This window comes from Stakelama saccharophila (genome assembly GCF_032229225.1).
Classification (GTDB): Bacteria; Pseudomonadota; Alphaproteobacteria; order Sphingomonadales; family Sphingomonadaceae; genus Sphingomonas; species Sphingomonas saccharophila.
The window spans coordinates 1,579,646-1,598,752 of sequence record NZ_CP135076.1; the positions used below are offsets into that span (position 1 = coordinate 1,579,646).

Below are 19,107 nucleotides of genomic sequence, written 5' to 3' on the forward strand. Positions count from 1 at the left end.
GATGGCGAGCGCCGCCGCCCCGTCGCACGCATGGAATTCGGAACGCTCGGTCGCGGGGCGCAACAACCCGTGGGCGATCGTCGCGATCATCAGCCTGCCGACCTTCATGGAAGTGCTCGACACATCGATCGCGAACGTGTCGCTCAACGAGATCGCCGGCGGCCTGTCGATCACGCTGGACCAGGCGACGTGGGTGCTGACCAGCTATCTCGTCGCCAACGCGATCATCATTCCGATCTCCGGCTGGTTGTCCGACGTGATCGGCCGAAAGCGCTATTTCATGATTTCCGTCGCGCTGTTCACGATCGCATCCTTTCTGTGCGGCATCGCGCCGAACCTGCAGTTCCTGGTCATCGCGCGGATATTGCAGGGTATCGGCGGCGGCGGGTTGGCGCCGGTCGAACAGTCGATGCTCGCGGATACCTTTCCCCCGGAAAAACGCGGCATGGCATTCGCGACCTTCGCCATCGTCGTGGTGGTCGGGCCGGTGCTGGGACCGACGCTGGGCGGCTTCATCACCGATACGGCGAGCTGGCACTGGATCTTCCTGATCAACGTACCGGTCGGGATCGCTTCGTTGGTGCTGACACAGTTGTTCGTCGACGAACCACAAATCCTGATCGACGAGCGCAAGGCGCGGCACCGGCGCGGCATCCGCATCGACTATATCGGCTTCGCCCTCGTCGCCGCCGGGCTCGGCTTTCTGGAACTCACGCTGGACCGTGGCGAGCGCGAGGCCTGGTTCGACAGCAGTTTCATCCTGACGACGGCGTTGGTTTCGGCGGTCGCGCTGGTCGGGCTGGTTGCGTGGGAATGGCGGCACAAGGATCCCATTGTCGACATCAAGCTGTTCCGGAACCGGAACTTCGCCATCACCAACCTGATCATGTTCACGACCGGCATGATTCTGTTCGGCACGACGCAGCTCATTCCGCAGATGCTGCAACAGGTGCTGGGATATAGCGCGACGGACGCCGGTCTCGCGCTCACCGTCGGCGGCATCGCCACGCTGCTGGCCGTTCCGATCGCGGGGCGCCTGACCGACAAGGTGGACGTGCGGATGCTGCTCTTTCCCGCACTGATCGTGCAGGGACTGGCGCTGTACAACCTGTCACTGCTGAACAGCCATATCGCGTTCATGGATGCCGCCGTCGCCCGCATGTACCAATCGGTGGCGCTGCCCTTCCTGTTCGTACCGATCAACGCCGCGGCCTATGTCGGCTTGCCGCAACGCGCGACGGCGCAGGCGTCGAGCCTGTTGAACGTGTCGCGGAACCTGGGCGGAACGGTGGGAATCTCCGCGGCCCAGACATTGCTGGCCAATTATCGTCAGGTCGAACAGTCCCGCCTGGTCGAGGGTCTGAATCCGCTCAATCCGAACTATGTGGAATGGATGAACCGAGCCGCCGCGATGGTGGGCGAAAGCATGGAGGCGCGCATGGCCGTACTCTATCAGATCGTGCAGCAACAAGCGGCGATGCTGTCCTTTCTGGATACGTTCCATACGTTCATGCTCTTCGTCTTCGTGGTCAGCCCCGTGGCCTTGTTCCTGAAAAGCAAGCGCGGCGCGAAGGCGCCGGCCGGAGCCCATTGATGCCATATCCGTACCACCGCTTTTCATCGCTGCGACCGGCTGTCGCGCTGACGGCGTTCGGCTCGGCCCTCGCCGCCTGTACGGTGGGCCCCGACTATCATGCCCCGGACGTCGCGGTGCCCCCGCATTTCAGCGAGGCGGCGCGGCCGGGCGCCTCGGCGCGCGACGTCGATCTGGAGCGGTGGTGGCGAAGTTTCGACGATCCGCAACTGAACGACCTGGTCGCCACCGCCCTGTCCGAAGGGCTCGACATGCGCATGGCGGCGTCGCGCATTCGGCGCGCGCGCTATGCGGCGGCGCTGGCGCGGGCGCAGTTTCTTCCGCAGGTCAATGCGAATGCCGGCGCCACGCGGATGGACTTTTCCAAGAATGCAGGGTTTTCGTCCCTGGCGCAGTTGTTCGGCGGCGAGGGGGGCGACGGTGGCGGCATCGCGCTGCCCGGTGGCGGGATCACCACCTATTCCGCCGGTTTCGACGCGAGCTGGGAACTCGACCTGTTCGGCGGCGTAAAGCGATCGGCCGAGGCGGCACGGGCGCGGCTGGACGCGGCGCGCTGGAATTCCCGTGACGCCAGCGTGACCCTGGCCGCGGAGGTGGCCGACAGCTATCTGCAATTGCGCACGCTCCAGCACCGCGAGGCGATCCTGCGGGACGAGGCCGCCCGGCAGCGGCGCCTGTCGGCGTTGCAGCAGCACCGCGCGGCGGTCGGCCTGACGCCCGAGACCGATCCGATCCGCCAGCGCGCCGCCTTGTCCGCGACCGAGGCGGCGATCGAGCCGGTGCTGGTGCAGGAGCGCATCCAGATGCACGCGCTTGCGCTGTTGCTCGGCAAGCCGCCCGGCGCGCTGATCGACACCCTGTCGGCGCCCAATCCGACCGCCGCGACACCGCCGGTGGTGCCGCCGGGCCTGCCGTCGGAATTGCTCCGGCGGCGACCGGACGTTCGCGCGGCCGAGCGCCGGCTTGCCGCTGCGACCGCCGATATCGGCGTGGCGGTGGCGGACCTCTATCCCAAGTTCAGCCTTACCGGCGCGGCGCAACTCATCTCGACGAGCCTGTCCTCGCTGCTGGAAAGCGACAGCCTGCAGACGCGGGCGGCCGGACAGGCGGTGTTCCCGATCCTCGATTTCGGGCGGGGCCGCGGTCAGGTCCGCCTGCGCGAGGAGGACCGGGAACAGGCCTATATCGCCTACCAGCAGACGGTCCTGACCGCGCTGAAGGATGTCGAGGATGCGCTCGCCCGCGTCGCAGGCGAACAGCGCCGGCGGCAGCGGCTGACGGAATCGCTTGCGAACGCCGAGCGCGCCGAACACGCGGCGGCGGCGCGGCAGCGGGCGGGCCTGGCCGACATCTCGGCCGTGTTGCAGGCGCAGGCATCGGTGCTAGAGCAGCGCAACCAGCTCGCGCAGAGCGACGGCGCGCTGAAACAGGCACTCGCATCGCTTTACAAGGCGCTGGGCGGCGGCTGGAGCGAGGCGACGCTGGATCGCCTGGACGGGATGCAGCGCACACCGCTTGACGCGCCGGATCAACCCTCGTAGGAGGCGCGCCTTCGCAGCAACGCAACGACGGCCCCTTCGTCTAGCGGTCCAGGACGTCGCCCTCTCACGGCGAAAACACGGGTTCGAGTCCCGTAGGGGTCACCAACGCGGCTGCAAGCTCCCTAATTCGCAGATCGCCGTTCGACGAACCGGCCAATGGGTGCGCCGCGGGCAGGTGCGGGCGGGCCGACCTACCGGTGTGCGTTTTGCGATGGTTCTTCAAGGGTGATGGCGGCGCAGGGATACGATCGCCGTCCCGCCGCGCGCCACAACGCCCGTGCGCGCGAGGATGTCCAAGGCGCGCTGCACCTGAGCCGGCCACCCATCCGCCCGAACGCGCCACTGCGGCACGGGCTCGAAGAGGAGGTCGGTTGGCTCGCGGCGGCCGCCTCGATTCGCTCGCGCAGGTGGACCTTAAGTCTGCTACAGACCCAAATACCGTCCTAAGCCGCCGCCTTCCGCCGCTCCGCCATCTCCGCGTTGAGCATCTCGGCCAGCAGGAACGCCAGTTCCAGGCTCTGGCTCGCGTTGAGGCGCGGGTCGCAGTGGGTGTGGTAGCGGTCGGCCAGTGCCTGTTCGGTGACGGCGACCGCGCCGCCGGTGCATTCGGTGACGTTCTGGCCGGTCATTTCGGTATGGATGCCGCCGGCATAGGTGCCCTCCGCGCGGTGGACGGCGAAGAAGCCGCGCACCTCGTCCAGGATGCGGTCGAAGGGGCGGGTCTTGAAGCCGTTCGCCGCCTTGACGACGTTGCCGTGCATCGGGTCGCAGCTCCACACCACCGGATGCCCCTCGCGCTTTACCGCGCGGACGAGGGCGGGGAGGTGCTTTTCGATCTTGTCGTGGCCGTAGCGGGTGATGAGCGTCATGCGGCCGGGGATGCGCTGCGGGTTGAGGGTGTCGAGCAGGCGCAGGGCTTCGTCGGGGTCGAGGTTCGGACCGCATTTCATGCCGATGGGATTGCCGATGCCGCGCAGGAACTCGACATGGGCCGAGCCTTCGAAGCGGGTGCGGTCGCCGATCCACAGGAAATGGGCGGATGTGTCGTACCAGTCGCCGGTCAGGCTGTCGGCGCGGGTGAGGGCCTGCTCATAGGGCAGGAGCAGCGCTTCGTGGCTGGTGTAGAACTGGGTGGCCTTTAGCTGGGGCACGCTGTCGGCGTCGATGCCGCAGGCCTCCATGAAGTCGAGCGCTTCGCCGATGCGGTCGGCGGTCTCGGCATATTTCTTCGCCCAGGGGCTGGCGCCGAGGAAATCGTGCGTCCAGCGGTGGACCTGGTGGAGATTGGCATAGCCGCCCTGCGCAAAGGCGCGCAGCAGGTTCACCGTCGCCGCCGACTGGCTGTAGGCGCGGATCATGCGCTGCGGATCGGGGGCACGGGCCTCTGCGGTGAAGGCCATGTCGTTGACGATGTCGCCGCGGTAGCTGGGCAGTTCGATGTCGCCCTGGCGCTCGGTGGGGGCGGAGCGGGGCTTGGCGAACTGGCCGGCCATGCGACCGAGCTTCACCGTCGGCAGCTTCGAGGCGAAGGTGAGGACGACCGCCATCTGCAGGATGACGCGGAAGGTGTCGCGAATGTTGTTGGGGTGGAACTCGGCAAAGCTCTCCGCGCAGTCGCCGCCCTGGAGCAGGAAGGCGCGGCCGGCGGCGACTTCGCCGAGATCGGCGGTGAGGTTGCGCGCTTCTCCGGCGAAGACCAGCGGCGGACAGGACGAAAGCTGTTCGGTGGCGGCGGCGAGGGCGTCGGCGTCCGGATAGGCGGGGAGCTGGCGCGCCTCCGCCTGCATCCAGCTTGCCGGGGTCCATTCGGGAGCGTCGGGCGCGGCGATGTTGAGCGCGACATACCAGTCGGCATGGTGGGCGATGCCGTTGGCGGCGATCTGGTTGACGACCTTGGCATTGGCGCGCTTGCCGTCCTCCTCCCAGCCCTGAACGGTGCTGCCGGGGGTGTCGAACCACGCGCCGAACGCCGCGCGGGTGATGGAGCGCTCCTCGCGGAAGCGGCGGATCTTGGAGCCTGCTAGCGTCGTCATGCGCGAGGGGTTACCCTAAAGGGGTAATGGTGCGCAAGAGGGGTTGGGCGATTTACCCCAGGTTGTGAACGGAAGGAGGGAAGTGAAGAAGGAAGAAGAAGCTGGATCCCGGATCACGTCCGGGATGACGGGAAGGGCGGCGGCGGGGAGTGGCCGGCCGGGCGGCGGCCGGTCAGTAGCCGGCGTTCAGGTCGACGACGTTCCGCATCTCGCGGCCCTCGCGGAAGGCCTCGAGATTTTCGAGGAACAGCGTCGCGGCGCGCTGGAACATCTTCGTCTGGCTACGACCCGCCAGGTGCATCGTCATCAGCACATTGGGCGCGGACCACAGGGGATGGTCCTCGGGCATCGGCTCGGGCGTGACGGTATCGAGGAAGGCACCGCCAATGCGGGACTTTTTGAGCGCCTTGATCAGTTCGTCCTGGTCGACCATGTCGCCGCGCGCGATGTTCACGAGCCAGGCGGTCTTCTTCATAGCCTCCAGCTCGGCCGCGCCGATCAGGGCATGGGTCTCGCCCGTCGAGGGGGCGGCGAGAATCACCCAGTCGAACTCGACCAAGCGCTCGCGCCACTGGTCCGGGGTGAGCGTGCCGTCACGGCCGGAGCGGGTGACGCCGGTCACCGTCACGCCGAATGCGGCGAGCCGGTCGCCGATCGCCTTGCCGATGGCGCCATAGCCGATGACGAGCGCTTTCGTATCGTACAGCTCGACCTTTCCGGGGGCGTCGGTCAGCCATTCGTGGCCGTCGGCGTGGCGGACGACGTCGTCATAGCGCTTGGCCGCGACGAGGACGCCCATCACCGCATATTCTGCGACCGCGATGGTGTTGATGCCGACGCCGTTGGTGACGATGGTGCCGCGCTCGCGCAGCAGATCGAGATCGAACGGGTCGACGCCGGCATAGAGGGTGAAGAGCCATTTCAGCCGCTCGCCCTTGGCGATGGTTTCCGCCGTGTGTTTCGAGCGCTGCATGTCGACCCAGGCAATGTCGGCATCGACGATCATCTCCTGCGCCTCTTCGCGAGACTCGAACCAGCGGATGTCGAGGCCGCCGGGCAGCTTTTCCTCGAGAAGCGGGCGGGCGAGGGTGGGCAGGACGGCTTTCATGTCCGCTTGGCTATCGCCGGATGCGCCGCGCGGCAAGCGGGTTGTCCCGCCGGGGCTCGCGCTCAGACCTGCAGGCCGGTGGCGTGCTGGGCGGCCTGCAGCATGGGCGCGGCGAGCGCATCGGCACGCTCGGCACCGCGTACGAGATGGGCCGTGACGGCGTCCGGATTGTCGAGCAAGCGCGTCAGGCGGTCGCGGATAGGGCCGAGCCGCGCGATGGCGAGGTCCGCGAGCGCGGGTTTGAACGTGCCGAAGCCCTGGCCGGCATATTCGGTAACCACCGATTGCGGCGTGCGGTCGGCAAGGGCGGCGAAGATCGTGACGAGGTTGCGCGCCTCCGGCCGATCGGCAAGGGCATCCATGGTGTCGGGCAGCGGGGCGGGGTCGGTGCGCGCCTTGCGGAATTTCTGCGCGATGGCGTCGTCGTCGTCGGTCAGGTTGATGCGCGTCATGTCGGAAGGGTCGGACTTGGACATCTTCGCCGCGCCGTCGCGCAGGCTCATGATCCGCGGCGCCGCCTTCGATACGAAGGGTTCGGGCAGGGTGAACAGTTCGGTGTCGAAATCGGTGTTGAATTTCGTGGCGATGTCGCGGGCCAGTTCGAGATGCTGTTTCTGATCCTCGCCCACGGGAACGTGCGTGGCGTTATAGACCAGGACGTCTGCTGCCTGGAGCACCGGATAGGTGAACAGGCCGACGCTGGCGCCTTCCCGGTTCTTGCCGGCCTTGTCCTTCCACTGCGTCATGCGGCCGAGCCAGCCCATGCGCGCCGTGCCCTGCAGAATCCAGCAAAGCTCCGCATGGGCGGGCACGCGCGCCTGGTTGAACAGGATCGCCTTGTCCGGGTCGATGCCGGCGGCGAGCAGGGTGGCGGCCATCTCGATCGTGGTCCGCGCGCGTTCGGCGGGCGGAATCGCCACGGTGAGCGAGTGCAGGTCGGCGAGGAAGAACAGGCAGTCGCCACCTGTCGCCGCGACATCGTTTTGCATCGCGACCCATTGCTTGATCGCGCCCAGATAGTTGCCGAGGTGCAGATTGCCGGTGGTCTGGATGCCGGAGACGATGCGCATGATGGTCCTTACGAATTGGCGGGGCGGCGGCGCAGCATCGCGGTGAGATCCGCAATGCGATAGGCGCCGGTGGCGATGCAGGCGAGCGCATAGACCGCGACGCCGCCGCCGACCAGTAGCGTCAGACCGGTCACCCGGGCAAGCAGGTCGCCGGTCGTCCATGGCGCGATGAAACCGTCGAGGAAGAACAAGGCGACCCCCATCAGGAGCGCGGCGAGGAGCAGCCGCGGCACGCGGCGGCGCAGCCGGGCATCGGCTTCCATCTGGCCGCGCGCGCGCAGCGTCCGGTAGAGCAGCACCGCGTTTACGGTGGCCGCGATCGCCGTCGCCAATGGCGGGCCGATATGGGCGATCAGCGGGATGAGGATGAGGTTGCCGACGATATTGACGCCGACCGAAATGGTGGCGAAGCGCACCGGCGTCCTGGTATCCGACCGAGCATAGAATGCGGGGGTCAGCACCTTTACCAGCACATAGGAGGGCAGGCCGAGCGAGAAGGCGGCAAGCGCCCAACTGCTGCGTTCGCTGTCGATCGCGGTGAATTGCCCGTGCTGGAACAGGCCGGCGAGGATCGGCTGGGCGGAGACGAGAAAGGCGATGGTGGCGGGCAGCGTCAGGAACAGAGCGAGTTCGATGCCGCGATTCTGCGTCTCTCTCGCTTCCGCTTCCTTGCCCTGGCCGATCAGGCGCGAGATGGTGGGCAACAGGATGGTGCCGAGACCGATCCCGATCAGGCCGAGCGGCAACTGGTTCAGCCGATCGGCATAATAGATGTAGGAGATCGAACCCGCATCGAGCAGCCCGCCGGCGAGCGCGGTGGAGATCAGCAGGTTGATCTGCGTGGCGCCGGCACCGGCGGCGGCCGGCAGGATCAGCGCCATCAGTTCGCGCACGTCCTTGTCGAAACGCGGGCGGCGCAGGCGCAGGCTGATGCCGGCCCTGCGACAGGCGAGCATCAGCCAGCCGAGCTGCAACATGCCGCCGATGGTGACGGAGATCGCCTGGACGCGCGCGGTCTCGTACGGGCCGTCGCCGTGGAAGAACCACAGGCCGGAAATCATCGCGACGTTGAGCAGGATGGGGGCAGCGGCGTTCACCCAGAACTTGTCGAGCGAATTGAGGATCCCACCCAGCAGCGACGCTAGCGAGATCAGCATCAGATAGGGGATGGTGAAGCGCGACAGCGTGACGGCGAACGCGAACTGCGCGCGGCTGGGATCGTCGAACCCGCCCGACAGCGCCCAGGTGAGCGGCCAGGCGGCGGCCAACATCACCAGCGTCATCACTACCAGGATCGGGAACAGGACCGCCAGCGCCTGTTCGGCGAAGCGGAGGCCCGCACTCAGATCGTCGGCTTCCGCCACCTTGCGGTTGAACAGCGGGATGAAGGCGGCGGAAAAGGCACCCTCGGCAAAGAGCGACCGGAACATGTTGGGCAATCGGAAGGCGACGAGAAAGGCGTCGGATGCGAAGCCCGCGCCGACGAACGTCGCCTGGAGCGTGTCGCGCCCCAGGGCGAGTATGCGGCTGGCGAGCGTGAGCCCGCCAACCGACCCCAGGGCGCGTGTCAGGTTCACGCTATATCGTCCCGGTCAGGGTGCGGTTCAGGCCTGGCCGATATCGGCGCCCGATGCCTGCAGGTTGAAGCCCTGTTCCTGCGCCTGCTGCTGGAACAATGCGTTGAAGTCGATCGGCTCCAGCATCAGCGGGGCGAAGCCGCCGTCGCGCACCGCATCGGCCAGCACGCGGCGGGCGAACGGGAACAGGATGCGCGGCGCTTCCGCCAGCATGAAGGGGCGGACATGCTCTTCGGGCACGTTGCGCAGGCCGAACAGGCCGGCATAGCTGAGATCGACGAGGAACGCGGTCTGCCCCTCGACGGTCGCCTTCGCCTCGATCTTGAGAATCACCTCGTGCACGCCGTCGCCGACCTGATTGGCGCCGATGTTGAACTGCACGTCGATCTGAGGCTGGCCGTTCTTCTGGAACACCGCCGGCGCGTTGGGATTTTCGAAGGACAGGTCCTTCACATATTGCGAAAGCACGTTCGCCATCGGCGCGTTTTCCGCCGCGGTGTCGGCGCCGTTGGGCGCAGTGGAACCAGTATTCGCGCCGTTTTCCTGCTCGGCCATGCAATGTCCCTTTTCGTCGGATGGTGCGGTGATTGCGATGATCGCCCGCCTGTCGCGGCTGCGACTAGCAGCCGGTCCGCCCAAGTTCAATGCACCCCGCGCCGTGGCATTTGAATCACCGCGGCCAAGCGCCTATGTATTTGGGGACAACCTCGGAGGAATAGTGCTTTACATCGTTCTCCTCGCCATGGTCGCCGCGTTCCTGGCGCTTCGGCTGTATTCGGTGCTCGGCAAGCGCACCGGACACGAACAGCCGCTGACCAAGCCGGCCGAAGAACGCGTCGGCGCGCGACCGGTCGCGCGCACCATCGACATGCCGCAACAGCCGCGTGACGAGGCCGGCCGCCGGCTCGATCCCGGCGCGGAAAACGGAATCCGCGCGCTGGTCGCGGCCGATTCCTCGTTCGACGTGGCCCAGTTCCTTGACGGTTCGAAGGCGGCCTATCGCATGGTACTCGAGGCGTTCTGGAAGGGCGATCGCAAGACGCTGGAATGGCTGGCCGGCGATGATGTACGCCGGGCGTTCGAAAGCGCGATCGACGAGCGGGAAAAGGCGGGCCACACGCTCGACAACCGGCTGGTGTCGATTGAGGAGGCGAAGATCCTCGATGCCGAAGTCCATGGCCGCGAAGCGCGGGTGACGGTGCGATTCGACGCCGATATCGCGGCGGTGACGCGCGATGCCGACGGCAATGTCATCGGCGGATCGATGAGCGACGCCGTCGAAACCCATGATATCTGGACCTTCGGTCGGACGCTGGGCAGCGACGACCCCAATTGGAAACTGATCGAGACAGACGAGGTCTGACGGGCGGAGCCGCAATGCGATTTGGGGGGGCAATCGCGCTGGCGGCGCTGCTTGGGGCCTGTTCCGGTTCGATGGTCCCGCCGGGCGAGGGGGCCGGGGCGCCACCCACTGCCGCGCCCGCCAATCCGCCCGCCCGCACGCCGCCGCCGGCGATGCCGATGGCACCCATGGCCGCACCCGCCGCACCGGATGGCGCCGTCACCGCGCTGGCGAGCGGCATCGTTGCCGGGCCGCCGACCATTGATTTGCCGATCGGTTCCGACGGCGCCGCGCGCGCGCTGGAGGCGTTTCGCCGATCATGCCCATCGCTGCTGCGCGGCGGCGACAAATCCGGCCTGACCGGGGGCGCGGACTGGCGGACGGTGTGCGACCGGGCCAGGCACGCGACCGACGCCGGCCGGTTCTTTACGGAACAGTTCGAAACGGTGCAGGTGGGGCGGGGCGACACCTTCGCCACCGGCTATTATGAGCCCGAGATCGCGGCCTCACGCAAGCGCCGCGCCGGCTATGCGACGCCGATCTATGCCCGACCGGCGGACCTGATCGACGCCGATCTCGGCCGTTTTTCGGATTCGCTGGCCAAAAAGACGGTGCGCGGGCGGGTTTCGGGCACGAGCTTCGTACCCTATTACGATCGGGCGGAAATCGAGGGCGGCGCACTGGCCGGTCGCGGGCTCGAACTCGCCTGGGCGGCGGACCCGGTGGCGGCGTTCTTTCTGCAGATCCAGGGATCGGGTCGGCTGCGCCTGCGCGATGGTTCGGTCATGCGGGTCGGCTATGCCGGGCAGAATGGCCGCGATTATGTGAGCATCGGCAAATTGATGCGCGAGCGCGAACTGTTGGCGCCCGGCCAGGCGTCGATGCAGGGAATCGTCGACTGGTTGCACCGCCACCGGCAGGCGGGCGCCGCGCTGATGCGCGAGAATAAGAGCTACGTCTTCTTTCGCGAACTGACGGGTCCGGGGCCGATCGGGGCGATGGGTCTGCCGGTGACACCGCGCACGAGCATTGCCGCCGACCCCGCCTTCGTGCCGATGGGCGCGCCGGTGTTCCTGTCGCTCGACCGGTCGGATGCGACCGGCCTGTGGGTGGCGCAGGATACCGGCGGGGCGATCAAGGGCGCCAACCGGTTCGATACATTCTGGGGCGCGGGCGAGGAGGCGCGCGCGATCGCGGGCGGCATGTCGGCGCGCGGGACCGCCTTCGTACTGGTGCCGCGTGGAACGCTGGCGAAATTGCAGGCCGATGGCCGGACGACGCCTTAGCGACGCCGAGCGCGCATTGTGGCAGCGGGTAACGTCCGGGGTGCGGCCGCTGGAGCCCGGTCGGCCGGCGACGCCGACTGCACCGGCGAAGGCGCGGGCGCGCGACGTGGCCGCGCCCGTGGCGCCGTCGCCCAGGATCGCGCCGGCGCCCGTCGCCACGCGCGCGGTGCCGGGGCTGGACGGCGGATGGGACCGGCGCATCGGCAAGGGGCGGATCGAACCCGATCGCACGATCGACCTGCATGGCCACAGCCTGGCCTCCGCCCATGCGATGCTCGATCGCGGCCTGGCCGAGGCGATCCATTTGGGCGAGCGGGTGATCCTGCTCGTGACCGGCAGGGCGCCGAGGGGCGAGGGCATGCGGCCCCATGTTCGCGGCTCGATCCGCGCGTCGGTGGAGGACTGGATCGCGGTGTCGCCGCACGCCGCGCGGATCGCCGCGATCCGGCCGGCGCATCCGCGCCACGGCGGCGCCGGCGCACTTTACGTCATTCTTCGGCGCGCGCGAACGACCGGCTGATCGACACGATTCCGCACCGGCATTGAGCCATGTCCATGCCGGACTGGCTGCGCGATGCCGAGGTCCGCCTTACCGCCTGAAGGCCCGTGCGAGGATGTCGGCATAGATCCGGCTCAGCCGGTCCAGGTCGGCCACGGCCACGGCTTCGTCCAGCTTGTGCATCGTCGCGTTGACCAGGCCGAATTCCACCACCGGGCAGAGCTGCGACAGGAAGCGCGCGTCCGACGTGCCGCCGCCGGTCGACAGGGTGGGACATGTACCCGCTTCCGCCTGGATCGCGTCGGAAACGAGATCGGAAAACGGGCCGGGCTCGGTCAGGAAGGCCTCGCCGGAAATGCGCGGGGTAACGGTCGCTTCGGGCGCATGGGCATGGACGGTGCGCTCGATCAGTCGGGCCAGGTCCTCACCGCGATGGAGGTCGTTGAAACGGATGCTGATGCGGGCGGAGGCAGCGGCGGGGATGACGTTATGGGCAGGATTGCCGACGGCCAGGTCGGTGATCTCGATATTCGAGGGCTGGAACCATTCGGTGCCCTGGTCGAGCGGGAGGGCGTCGATGGCGGCGAGCGCGCGTACCAGTTTCGGCACCGGATTGTCGGCGAGATGCGGATAGGCCACGTGCCCCTGCCGGCCCGGCACGTCGATCCAGATATTGACCGATCCGCGCCGGCCGATCTTGATCGTGTCGCCCAGTCGATCGACCGAGGTCGGCTCGCCCACCAGGCACAGGTCGGGAATGAGCGAGCGCCCGCGCAGGCGGTCGATCAGCGCGCGGGTGCCGTGGATGGCGGGGCCTTCCTCGTCGCCCGTGATGATCAGGCTGAGCGTGCCGTTCCCCGCCGCCTGGCGGGCGACAGCGGCGACGAACGCGGCGATCGCCCCCTTCATGTCGACGGCGCCGCGCCCGTAGAGCAGGCCGCCGCGGATGTCCGCCGCGAACGGGTCGCTCGACCAGCCTTCGCCGGGCGGCACGACGTCGAGATGTCCGGCAAAGGCGAAGTGCGGCGATCCGGTGCCCCGCACCGCGAGCAGGTTTTCGACGGGTCCATCCGGTGCTTCGCCGGCATGGAATCGCTCGACGGCGAAGCCGAGCGGGTGCAACATCGCCTCCAGCGCGTCGAAGACGGCGGGTCCCGCCGGCGTTACGCTTTCCGCGTCGATCAGTCGGCTGGCGAGGGCGACGGCGTCGCGAAGCATCGATTCATCAGTCATGGAGGGGGCATTGCCCAAGCTAGATCTCGATACAATCCCGCAAACCAACGCCACCGGCTATCCGCCCGAATATGCCGGTGCCGTCGCGGGGCGCTGGTATCGCCGGCTGGCGCCGGCCGCCGGGCTGGAGGATTTCGGCGTCAGCCACGTGACGCTGAAACCCGGCGCCTGGTCGTCGCAGCGCCACTGGCACGCCGGCGAGGACGAGTTCGTGGTGATGCTGTCGGGCGAAGCGGTGCTGGTCGACGACACCGGCGAAACCAGGCTTCGCGCCGGAGACTGTGCCGCCTTTCCCAAGGGCGACGGCAACGGCCATGTGCTGCAGAACCGCAGCGGTTCGGAATGCGTGTTCGTGGCGGTCGGCCGGCCGTCGAATACCGCCTGCCACTATCCCGACGTCGACATGCAGTTGGTGCCGGGCGAGGGGTTCCGGCGCCGCGACGGCAGCGCGTTCTGACGCGGGCGAGTCAATCGGTTCCCTCGTCCTTCGACGAACCGGACGGCATGGCGATGCCGAGCGCGAGGCCGATGGCGATGCCGACACCAATATTGTCCATCGCCACACCGACGGCGACGCCGATCGCAACGCCGATACCGATATTCCTGCCGGAACCCGCGTGCCGCCGCTTCATTGCGACGCCGGCTGTTCGTAGCGTTCGATCACCCAATCCTCCTCCTGCGCGCCGGCGATCCAGTCCTGCATGAAGGGATGGGCGATCACCGCCTGCATATAGGCCGGGGCGAAACGCGCGACCGGCAGCGAATAGGTGATGATGCGGGTGACGACGGGCGCGAACATGATGTCCGCCGCGCCGAATGCGCCGAACAGGAAGGCACCGGCGCCGCCATAGCGTGCCCTGGCCTGCGCCCATAATTCCATAACGCGCTGCAATTCCGCGACGACATCCGCGTCGGGCTGTTTCGGCGCGAAGGTCTGGCGGATGTTCATGGGATGCTTGCTGCGCAGCGCGGGAAAGCTGGAATGCATTTCCGCCGCCATCGAGCGGGCCATGGCGCGGGCTGCGGGATCGTCGGGCCAGAAAAGGCGGTTGCCGGTCTGGTCGTTGAGGTGTTCGATGATCGCCAGGCTGTCCCACACCACATCGTCGCCGTCCCACAGCACCGGCACCTTGCCGGAGGACGGCGCGAACTCGTCGCCCCGGCGGCGCTTTTCCCAATCCTGATCGTAGAGCGGAACGACCGCTTCCTCGAACGGAAGGCCCGACTGCTTCATGGCGAGCCAGCCGCGCAGCGACCAGGAGGAATAGGCCTTATTGCCGATGATGAGCTTGCGCATGGCACCGGCATAGCGGTGCGACCGGCGCGGAGCAATCCGCGCCGGATGCGGGTCAGTCGGGCTGGTCGGCCGCCGGGACCGGCGTCAGCGCATAGATGTCGAGACCGTCCGGATCGCTGTGCGGGACCACCAGTCGCCACTGGAACGGGCCGACCCGTTCGACGACGCCGGCGATGTCGCGATCCGGCTGTGCGCCGTAGCCGAGCGAATTCTCGCCCGGCGCGTCCTGCTGCGCGCCGAGGAAGACGAGCCGGTTCGCATCTTCGTCGTGATACAGCCAACCGGCGGGAAGATCGGTTCCGGTCTGTTTCAGGAAGCTGAGATGCTCCGGCCCGTCGCTTTTCACATAGCAGAAGAAGGGCGGGAAGGATTCGAAGCCGCGCCGGTTGGCATAGGCGCCCAGCCGGATGACGCGGCAGCGATAGGAACCCGGCGGCAGCGCCGGGTGATCGAGCGCGCCGTCGGCCTGCGTGAACGGCGCTTCCTTTTCGAGCGAGGCGGCCTTGTGCTTCTCCGCAAGGGCCAGCGCATCGCTCCAGATGCGATCGAGTTCGGCGAGCCTGGCCTCGTCGTCGGGACGGATCGTCGCACGCCAGCCCGTTTCCTCGATCGCCGCCGCGGAGACCGGCTCGACCGTATCCGTACGGGACGCCATATTGGCGCAGCCGGCCAGCAGAATGCTCGTCAGGAGCGCGGAAATGTGCGCGCGCATCGCCGTCTATCCTTTTCGCAAAGGGCGTTAGAAAAGGATTAACGCCAACATGGTAAAGAAAGGGTTAACGGTGGATCGGATCACGGCAGCGGGCCGGACCGGGCATCGATCCCGTCGGTGCCACCGGGCTCCCGCCTTCGCGGGAGCGCAAGGAAGGTGGAGTTGGAACGAGACTCTTCCTGGGCCGGCTCAAGGGGCGGTACGACGTTTACAGTCGGCCGAACCTACCTCTGAACGGCGTTAGAGGATCGCTTCGAGGACGACGGCGCGCAGATCGGCGATGCCCATTCCCTTCTCGCTCGACGTGGCGAGGATGTCGGGATGGGCGGCTGGACGCTTGCGGACTTCGGCGGCGGTCCGATCGATCGTTTCGGCGAGCGCGCTCGCCTTGATCTTGTCCGCCTTGGTGAGGACGATGCGGTAGCTGACCGCCGCCTTGTCGAGCATGTCCAGAATGTCGCGGTCGATTTCCTTCACGCCGTGGCGCGAATCGATGAGGACCAGCGTACGCTTCAGCACGGCGCGGCCGCGCAGGAAATCGTTCACCAGATAGCGCCACTTCTTCACCACGTCCTTCGGCGCCTTGGCGAAGCCGTAGCCCGGCATGTCGACGAGACGGAAGGTCAGGGGATCGCCTACGTCGAAAAAGTTCAATTCCTGCGTGCGGCCGGGCGTGACGGACGTGCGCGCCAGGCTGTTGCGGCCGGTGAGCGCGTTGATCAGCGACGACTTGCCGACGTTCGAGCGGCCGGCAAAGGCGATTTCCGGCACGGACGGATCCGGCAGGAACTGAAGCTGCGGCGCGGATTTCAGGAAGGTGATCGGGCCGGCGAAGACTTTCCGCGCCTGTTCAATCGGTTCGGGATCGAAGCTCATGTCGGTTCTGCGCGACGGCCGGTCCGGCGGCGGACGGACGTCCGGTCGAACGTCGCATCCGCCGTGCGGTTCATTCCGCCTTCGCCTTTTCCTTCTGCTGCTTGAGCTGCGGATGGCGGCTGTAGAGATATTGCTGCTGCGCGATGGTCACCAGATTGGACGTGATCCAGTAGATCTGCAGGCCGACCGCGAACGGCGCCATCACGAACATCAGCACCCACGGCATCAGGCCGAAGATCTGCTTCTGCGTGTCGTCCATCGGCGCCGGATTGAGGCGGAACTGAAAGAACATCGAAATGCCGAGCAGGATCGGAATCACGCCGATTGCGATGAAATGCGGCGGGGTGAAATCGAGCAGGCCGAACAGGTTCACCGGCGTCAGCGGATCGGGCGCGGACAGATCCTTGATCCACAGAACAAAGGGCTTGTGGCGCATCTCGATGGTGAGCTGCAGCACCTTGTAGAGCGCGAAGAAGACCGGAATCTGCAGCAGCGTCGGCGCGCAGCCGCCGAGCGGATTGACCTTTTCCTCCTTGTAGAGCTGCATCATCTCCTGCTGGAGGCGCGGCTTGTCGTCCTTGTGGCGTTCCTGCAGCGCCTTCATCTTCGGCTGGATCGCGCGCATGCCCGCCATGGAGCGGAACTGGCGCTGGGCGATCGGGAACATCGCGCCGCGAATGGTAAGCGTCAGCAGGATGATCGCGATGCCGAAATTGCCGACATGGCGGAACAGCCAGTCGAGATAATAGAAGATCGGCTTTTCGACGATTTCGAACCAGCCCCAGTCGATCGCCTTGTCGAACAGCGGGACGCCGGCACTCTGATAATGCTGGAGGAGCGATACCTCCTTGCCGCCGGCGAAGAAGCGGGAAGTGTAGCTCGTCTGCTGCCCCGGCTGGAGCAGCCTGGGCTGCGTCGGGGTGTAGTCGCTCTGGTAGGTCTGGTTGGCGCCGGAGCGGAACTGGGCGCTTACCGGGCGCGACTGATCGGGGACGAGCGCGGTCAGCCAGTATTTGTCGGTAAAGCCCATCCAGCCGCCGGTGGTGTCGAACGCGGCGGGCTTTTCGTCCAGGTCGTCGAAGTCGATGTCGTAATCGGCCGCGCCGCCGTGAACGGCCATCGGCCCGGTATGGATCGTCCAGGTATCGGCGTCTTCGGACTCGCCGCTGCGGTTCACCAGCGCATAGGGGCGGACCTGCACGGGCGCGTTTCCGGCATTGGCCACGGTCTGCTTGACGGTGAACATATACTGATCGTCGACGCCGATGGTGATGGCGAAGCGCTGGCCACGGCCGTTTTGCGCCGTCAGCGTGACCGGACGACCCGGCGTCAGTATCTTGCTGTCGGCCTGCCACACCGTGTCGGGGCCGGGCGGGACGATTCCCTGTGCCCGCCAGCCGAACCCGGCGAAATAGGCGTGGGGGGTGCCGGCCGGCGACAGCAGGCGGATCGGCGGCGAATCCTCGGCGATGGTCTGGCGGTATTCGGGCAGGACGAGATCGTCGATCCGCGCGCCCTTCAGATTGATCGAGCCTTTGAGATGCGGCGTGTCGATCCGCACGCGCGGCGTTTCCGCGATCACCTTTGCCCGGTCGCGGACCACCGCGGGCGCTTCGGCGGTGGGGTCCGCCTTCGGGTTCGCCTTCGGCTCCATCTCGGCGCCGCTCTCGACCGTCGTCGGCCGCGGGTTGGAGGGGAAGAAGCGATCCACGATCGGCTGCCACGCGAACAGCACGAGCGCGGCGATCACCGCGAAGAGGATGAAATTCTTCTGATCGTTCTTCACTCTGATCCCCGCAACCCTCTTTGACCTATGGCACCGGCCCGCATGTTCACGGGACCGGATCGTGCCCGAATCCGCCCCATGGATGGCAGCGCGCGATGCGCCGGATCGCCAACCAGCCTCCCTTCAGTGCGCCATATCGACGCAGCGCCTGAATCGCATAGCTGGAACAGGACGGCGTGTAGCGGCAGGTTGGCGGCATTACCATGGATGGTCCGAGCTGCCAGCCCCGCGCGAGCAGGATAAGCAGCCTGGCGATCACGCGTCTGCTCCGTTCCGCGTGTCGGCCCCGCGCCGGGCGATCTTCGCCAGCGCCTTGCGCAGTTCGGTGCGAAGCTGATCGAAGGCGCGCTCGATACCGGAAGCGCGGCCGATCAGGACGTGATCGGCGCCGGGATGGCCGCAGGTGGGCAGGATTTCCCGGGCAAGCGCGCGAAAACGCCGTTTCATGCGATTGCGCACGACGGCGTTCCCGACCTTTTTCGACACGGTGATGCCGATCCGCATGGTCGGATCGTCGTCGCGGCGGTCGCGCACCAGCAGGACGAATCCCGGCATCGGCGCACGCGCGCCGCGATTGGCCGCGAGAAACTCGCTCCGCCGCTTGAGCCCGGTTACGCCGACAGCTTCTTGCGGCCGCGCGCCCGGCGCGCCCGGATCACCTTGCGACCGCCCGGCGTCGCCATGCGGGCACGGAAACCGTGCCGGCGTGCACGCACGAGGTTGCTCGGCTGAAAGGTCCGCTTCATCACTCATTCCTCAAGGATCGAAACTAAAAGGGCCGCCCCGACGGGGGACGACCTGCTTGGCCGCAGCCCTTACGCAAGGACGGGGCCCAAGTCAACGCGCGGCTTTCTTCGCCAGGTTGCGCCGCCGCCGGGCGCTGCGGCGGCGCAAGGCGCGGTCGGCCAGATGCCCAAAGCGCGGCCAGCGCAGCTTGGCCCGCACGAAGACGCGTCGTGCCCAGAGTGAGTTGCGCAGAACGAGGACAAGGCCTCCGGCGAACACGAATATCCCGCCCGGACCGGGAATGGCGCCGACCAGCGGCGACAGCAGCATGACCAGGATGCCGGTGCACAGAAGCAGAAAGCGGATCATGAAGCCGAGGCGGGAAGCGGAGGATGCACAGACGCTATCTGGTGCACCGGGGCGCCCT

General features: G+C 67.2%; 21 protein-coding genes and 1 tRNA gene. 7 read left to right on the plus strand and 15 right to left on the minus strand.

Going from position 1 to position 19,107, the window contains the following annotated elements; all coding sequences use genetic code 11:
* Position 1 precedes the first annotated feature (1 nt).
* The 3 genes from RPR59_RS07445 (at position 2) to RPR59_RS07455 (ending at position 3,240) form a co-directional block, all read left to right on the plus strand.
* A complete protein-coding gene (locus tag RPR59_RS07445) occupies positions 2-1,594 on the plus strand; it encodes a DHA2 family efflux MFS transporter permease subunit (protein ID WP_313918239.1) in 1,593 nt (530 codons plus the stop codon).
* A complete protein-coding gene (locus RPR59_RS07450) occupies positions 1,594-3,135 on the plus strand; it encodes an efflux transporter outer membrane subunit (protein ID WP_313918241.1) in 1,542 nt (513 codons plus the stop codon). The genes RPR59_RS07445 and RPR59_RS07450 overlap by 1 nt, the downstream gene beginning before the upstream one ends.
* 29 nt (positions 3,136-3,164) lie before the next feature.
* Positions 3,165-3,240 (plus strand) — tRNA-Glu (locus RPR59_RS07455).
* Positions 3,241-3,578: 338 nt separating this feature from the next.
* Here RPR59_RS07455 and RPR59_RS07460 read toward each other — a convergent pair.
* From RPR59_RS07460 to secB, 5 genes are all read right to left on the minus strand, one after another.
* Entirely contained in the window at positions 3,579-5,168 is a 1,590-nt protein-coding gene (locus RPR59_RS07460) for a class II 3-deoxy-7-phosphoheptulonate synthase (protein WP_313918243.1), read from the minus strand.
* A 172-nt stretch (positions 5,169-5,340) separates the two neighbouring features.
* Entirely contained in the window at positions 5,341-6,276 is a 936-nt protein-coding gene (locus tag RPR59_RS07465) for a D-2-hydroxyacid dehydrogenase (protein ID WP_313918245.1), read from the minus strand.
* A gap of 62 nt (positions 6,277-6,338) precedes the next feature.
* A complete protein-coding gene (trpS, locus tag RPR59_RS07470; protein ID WP_313918247.1) occupies positions 6,339-7,346 on the minus strand; it encodes a tryptophan--tRNA ligase in 1,008 nt (335 codons plus the stop codon).
* A gap of 8 nt (positions 7,347-7,354) precedes the next feature.
* Positions 7,355-8,923 (minus strand): murein biosynthesis integral membrane protein MurJ, encoded by a 1,569-nt coding sequence (gene murJ / locus RPR59_RS07475; RefSeq protein WP_313918249.1) that lies wholly within the window; start codon positions 8,921-8,923, stop codon positions 7,355-7,357.
* 27 nt (positions 8,924-8,950) lie between these two features.
* Positions 8,951-9,478, minus strand: a complete 528-nt coding sequence (gene secB, locus RPR59_RS07480) for a protein-export chaperone SecB (protein ID WP_313918251.1) — start codon at positions 9,476-9,478, stop codon at positions 8,951-8,953.
* A 163-nt stretch (positions 9,479-9,641) separates the two neighbouring features.
* Between secB and RPR59_RS07485 the strand changes: the two genes are divergently transcribed.
* From RPR59_RS07485 to RPR59_RS07495, 3 genes are read left to right on the plus strand one after another with little or no spacing between them, the layout of a single operon-like run.
* Positions 9,642-10,286: a Tim44/TimA family putative adaptor protein gene (locus RPR59_RS07485; protein ID WP_313918253.1), complete on the plus strand. Its 645-nt coding sequence runs from the start codon at positions 9,642-9,644 to the stop codon at positions 10,284-10,286.
* A gap of 14 nt (positions 10,287-10,300) precedes the next feature.
* Positions 10,301-11,551 carry a murein transglycosylase A gene (mltA, locus tag RPR59_RS07490; RefSeq protein ID WP_313918255.1) on the plus strand — a complete coding sequence of 417 codons (1,251 nt, stop codon included), beginning with the start codon at positions 10,301-10,303 and terminating at the stop codon, positions 11,549-11,551.
* A complete protein-coding gene (locus RPR59_RS07495) occupies positions 11,532-12,071 on the plus strand; it encodes a Smr/MutS family protein (RefSeq protein WP_313918257.1) in 540 nt (179 codons plus the stop codon). The genes mltA and RPR59_RS07495 overlap by 20 nt, the downstream gene beginning before the upstream one ends.
* 69 nt (positions 12,072-12,140) lie before the next feature.
* On the opposite strand, the gene dapE is transcribed toward RPR59_RS07495, so the two are convergent.
* The gene (dapE, locus tag RPR59_RS07500; RefSeq protein WP_313918259.1) at positions 12,141-13,283 is read right to left on the minus strand and encodes a succinyl-diaminopimelate desuccinylase; all 1,143 of its coding nucleotides are present in this window, start codon (positions 13,281-13,283) and stop codon (positions 12,141-12,143) included.
* Between the two features lie 10 nt (positions 13,284-13,293).
* Here dapE and RPR59_RS07505 point away from each other — a divergent pair, with 10 nt between their 5' ends.
* Positions 13,294-13,740, plus strand: a complete 447-nt coding sequence (locus RPR59_RS07505; RefSeq protein WP_313912656.1) for a cupin domain-containing protein — start codon at positions 13,294-13,296, stop codon at positions 13,738-13,740.
* Positions 13,741-13,750: 10 nt separating this feature from the next.
* On the opposite strand, the gene RPR59_RS07510 is transcribed toward RPR59_RS07505, so the two are convergent.
* The 9 genes from RPR59_RS07510 to RPR59_RS07550 all read right to left on the minus strand — a co-directional run bounded on the left by RPR59_RS07510 (position 13,751) and on the right by RPR59_RS07550 (position 19,049).
* Positions 13,751-13,915: a glycine zipper domain-containing protein gene (locus tag RPR59_RS07510; protein ID WP_313912659.1), complete on the minus strand. Its 165-nt coding sequence runs from the start codon at positions 13,913-13,915 to the stop codon at positions 13,751-13,753.
* Entirely contained in the window at positions 13,912-14,580 is a 669-nt protein-coding gene (locus RPR59_RS07515) for a glutathione S-transferase family protein (RefSeq protein ID WP_313912661.1), read from the minus strand. Before RPR59_RS07515 ends, RPR59_RS07510 begins: the two co-directional genes overlap by 4 nt.
* A gap of 52 nt (positions 14,581-14,632) precedes the next feature.
* The gene (locus RPR59_RS07520) at positions 14,633-15,292 is read right to left on the minus strand and encodes a DUF4893 domain-containing protein (RefSeq protein WP_313912664.1); all 660 of its coding nucleotides are present in this window, start codon (positions 15,290-15,292) and stop codon (positions 14,633-14,635) included.
* A gap of 240 nt (positions 15,293-15,532) precedes the next feature.
* Positions 15,533-16,168: a ribosome biogenesis GTP-binding protein YihA/YsxC gene (gene yihA / locus RPR59_RS07525; protein WP_313912666.1), complete on the minus strand. Its 636-nt coding sequence runs from the start codon at positions 16,166-16,168 to the stop codon at positions 15,533-15,535.
* A gap of 70 nt (positions 16,169-16,238) precedes the next feature.
* On the minus strand, positions 16,239-17,954 hold the full coding sequence (gene yidC / locus RPR59_RS07530) for a membrane protein insertase YidC (protein WP_313912668.1): 1,716 nt from the start codon (positions 17,952-17,954) through the stop codon (positions 16,239-16,241).
* A gap of 46 nt (positions 17,955-18,000) precedes the next feature.
* Positions 18,001-18,213, minus strand: coding sequence for a membrane protein insertion efficiency factor YidD (yidD, locus tag RPR59_RS07535; RefSeq protein WP_313912670.1), 213 nt, complete (start codon positions 18,211-18,213; stop codon positions 18,001-18,003).
* Positions 18,210-18,509, minus strand: a complete 300-nt coding sequence (gene rnpA, locus RPR59_RS07540) for a ribonuclease P protein component (RefSeq protein WP_313912672.1) — start codon at positions 18,507-18,509, stop codon at positions 18,210-18,212. The genes yidD and rnpA overlap by 4 nt, the downstream gene beginning before the upstream one ends.
* A 56-nt stretch (positions 18,510-18,565) precedes the next feature.
* On the minus strand, positions 18,566-18,700 hold the full coding sequence (gene rpmH / locus RPR59_RS07545) for a 50S ribosomal protein L34 (protein ID WP_109806156.1): 135 nt from the start codon (positions 18,698-18,700) through the stop codon (positions 18,566-18,568).
* A 91-nt stretch (positions 18,701-18,791) separates the two neighbouring features.
* Positions 18,792-19,049 carry a hypothetical protein gene (locus tag RPR59_RS07550; RefSeq protein WP_313912676.1) on the minus strand — a complete coding sequence of 86 codons (258 nt, stop codon included), beginning with the start codon at positions 19,047-19,049 and terminating at the stop codon, positions 18,792-18,794.
* Between the last annotated feature and the right edge of the window lie 58 nt (positions 19,050-19,107).

Bases quoted from the DNA above. Each gene is read 5' to 3' on its own strand.
- RPR59_RS07520 (WP_313912664.1), bottom strand. From the start codon at position 15,292: ATGCGCGCGCACATTTCCGCGCTCCTGACGAGCATTCTGCTGGCCGGC.
- yihA (WP_313912666.1), bottom strand. From the start codon at position 16,168: ATGAGCTTCGATCCCGAACCGATTGAACAGGCGCGGAAAGTCTTCGCC.
- rpmH (WP_109806156.1), bottom strand. From the start codon at position 18,700: ATGAAGCGGACCTTTCAGCCGAGCAACCTCGTGCGTGCACGCCGGCAC.
- RPR59_RS07445 (WP_313918239.1), top strand. From the start codon at position 2: ATGGCGAGCGCCGCCGCCCCGTCGCACGCATGGAATTCGGAACGCTCG.
- dapE (WP_313918259.1), bottom strand. From the start codon at position 13,283: ATGACTGATGAATCGATGCTTCGCGACGCCGTCGCCCTCGCCAGCCGA.
- mltA (WP_313918255.1), top strand. From the start codon at position 10,301: ATGCGATTTGGGGGGGCAATCGCGCTGGCGGCGCTGCTTGGGGCCTGT.
- RPR59_RS07510 (WP_313912659.1), bottom strand. From the start codon at position 13,915: ATGAAGCGGCGGCACGCGGGTTCCGGCAGGAATATCGGTATCGGCGTT.
- RPR59_RS07460 (WP_313918243.1), bottom strand. From the start codon at position 5,168: ATGACGACGCTAGCAGGCTCCAAGATCCGCCGCTTCCGCGAGGAGCGC.
- RPR59_RS07465 (WP_313918245.1), bottom strand. From the start codon at position 6,276: ATGAAAGCCGTCCTGCCCACCCTCGCCCGCCCGCTTCTCGAGGAAAAG.
- RPR59_RS07515 (WP_313912661.1), bottom strand. From the start codon at position 14,580: ATGCGCAAGCTCATCATCGGCAATAAGGCCTATTCCTCCTGGTCGCTG.
- trpS (WP_313918247.1), bottom strand. From the start codon at position 7,346: ATGCGCATCGTCTCCGGCATCCAGACCACCGGCAATCTGCACCTCGGC.
- RPR59_RS07550 (WP_313912676.1), bottom strand. From the start codon at position 19,049: ATGATCCGCTTTCTGCTTCTGTGCACCGGCATCCTGGTCATGCTGCTG.
- RPR59_RS07495 (WP_313918257.1), top strand. From the start codon at position 11,532: ATGGCCGGACGACGCCTTAGCGACGCCGAGCGCGCATTGTGGCAGCGG.
- secB (WP_313918251.1), bottom strand. From the start codon at position 9,478: ATGGCCGAGCAGGAAAACGGCGCGAATACTGGTTCCACTGCGCCCAAC.
- rnpA (WP_313912672.1), bottom strand. From the start codon at position 18,509: ATGCCGGGATTCGTCCTGCTGGTGCGCGACCGCCGCGACGACGATCCG.
- RPR59_RS07450 (WP_313918241.1), top strand. From the start codon at position 1,594: ATGCCATATCCGTACCACCGCTTTTCATCGCTGCGACCGGCTGTCGCG.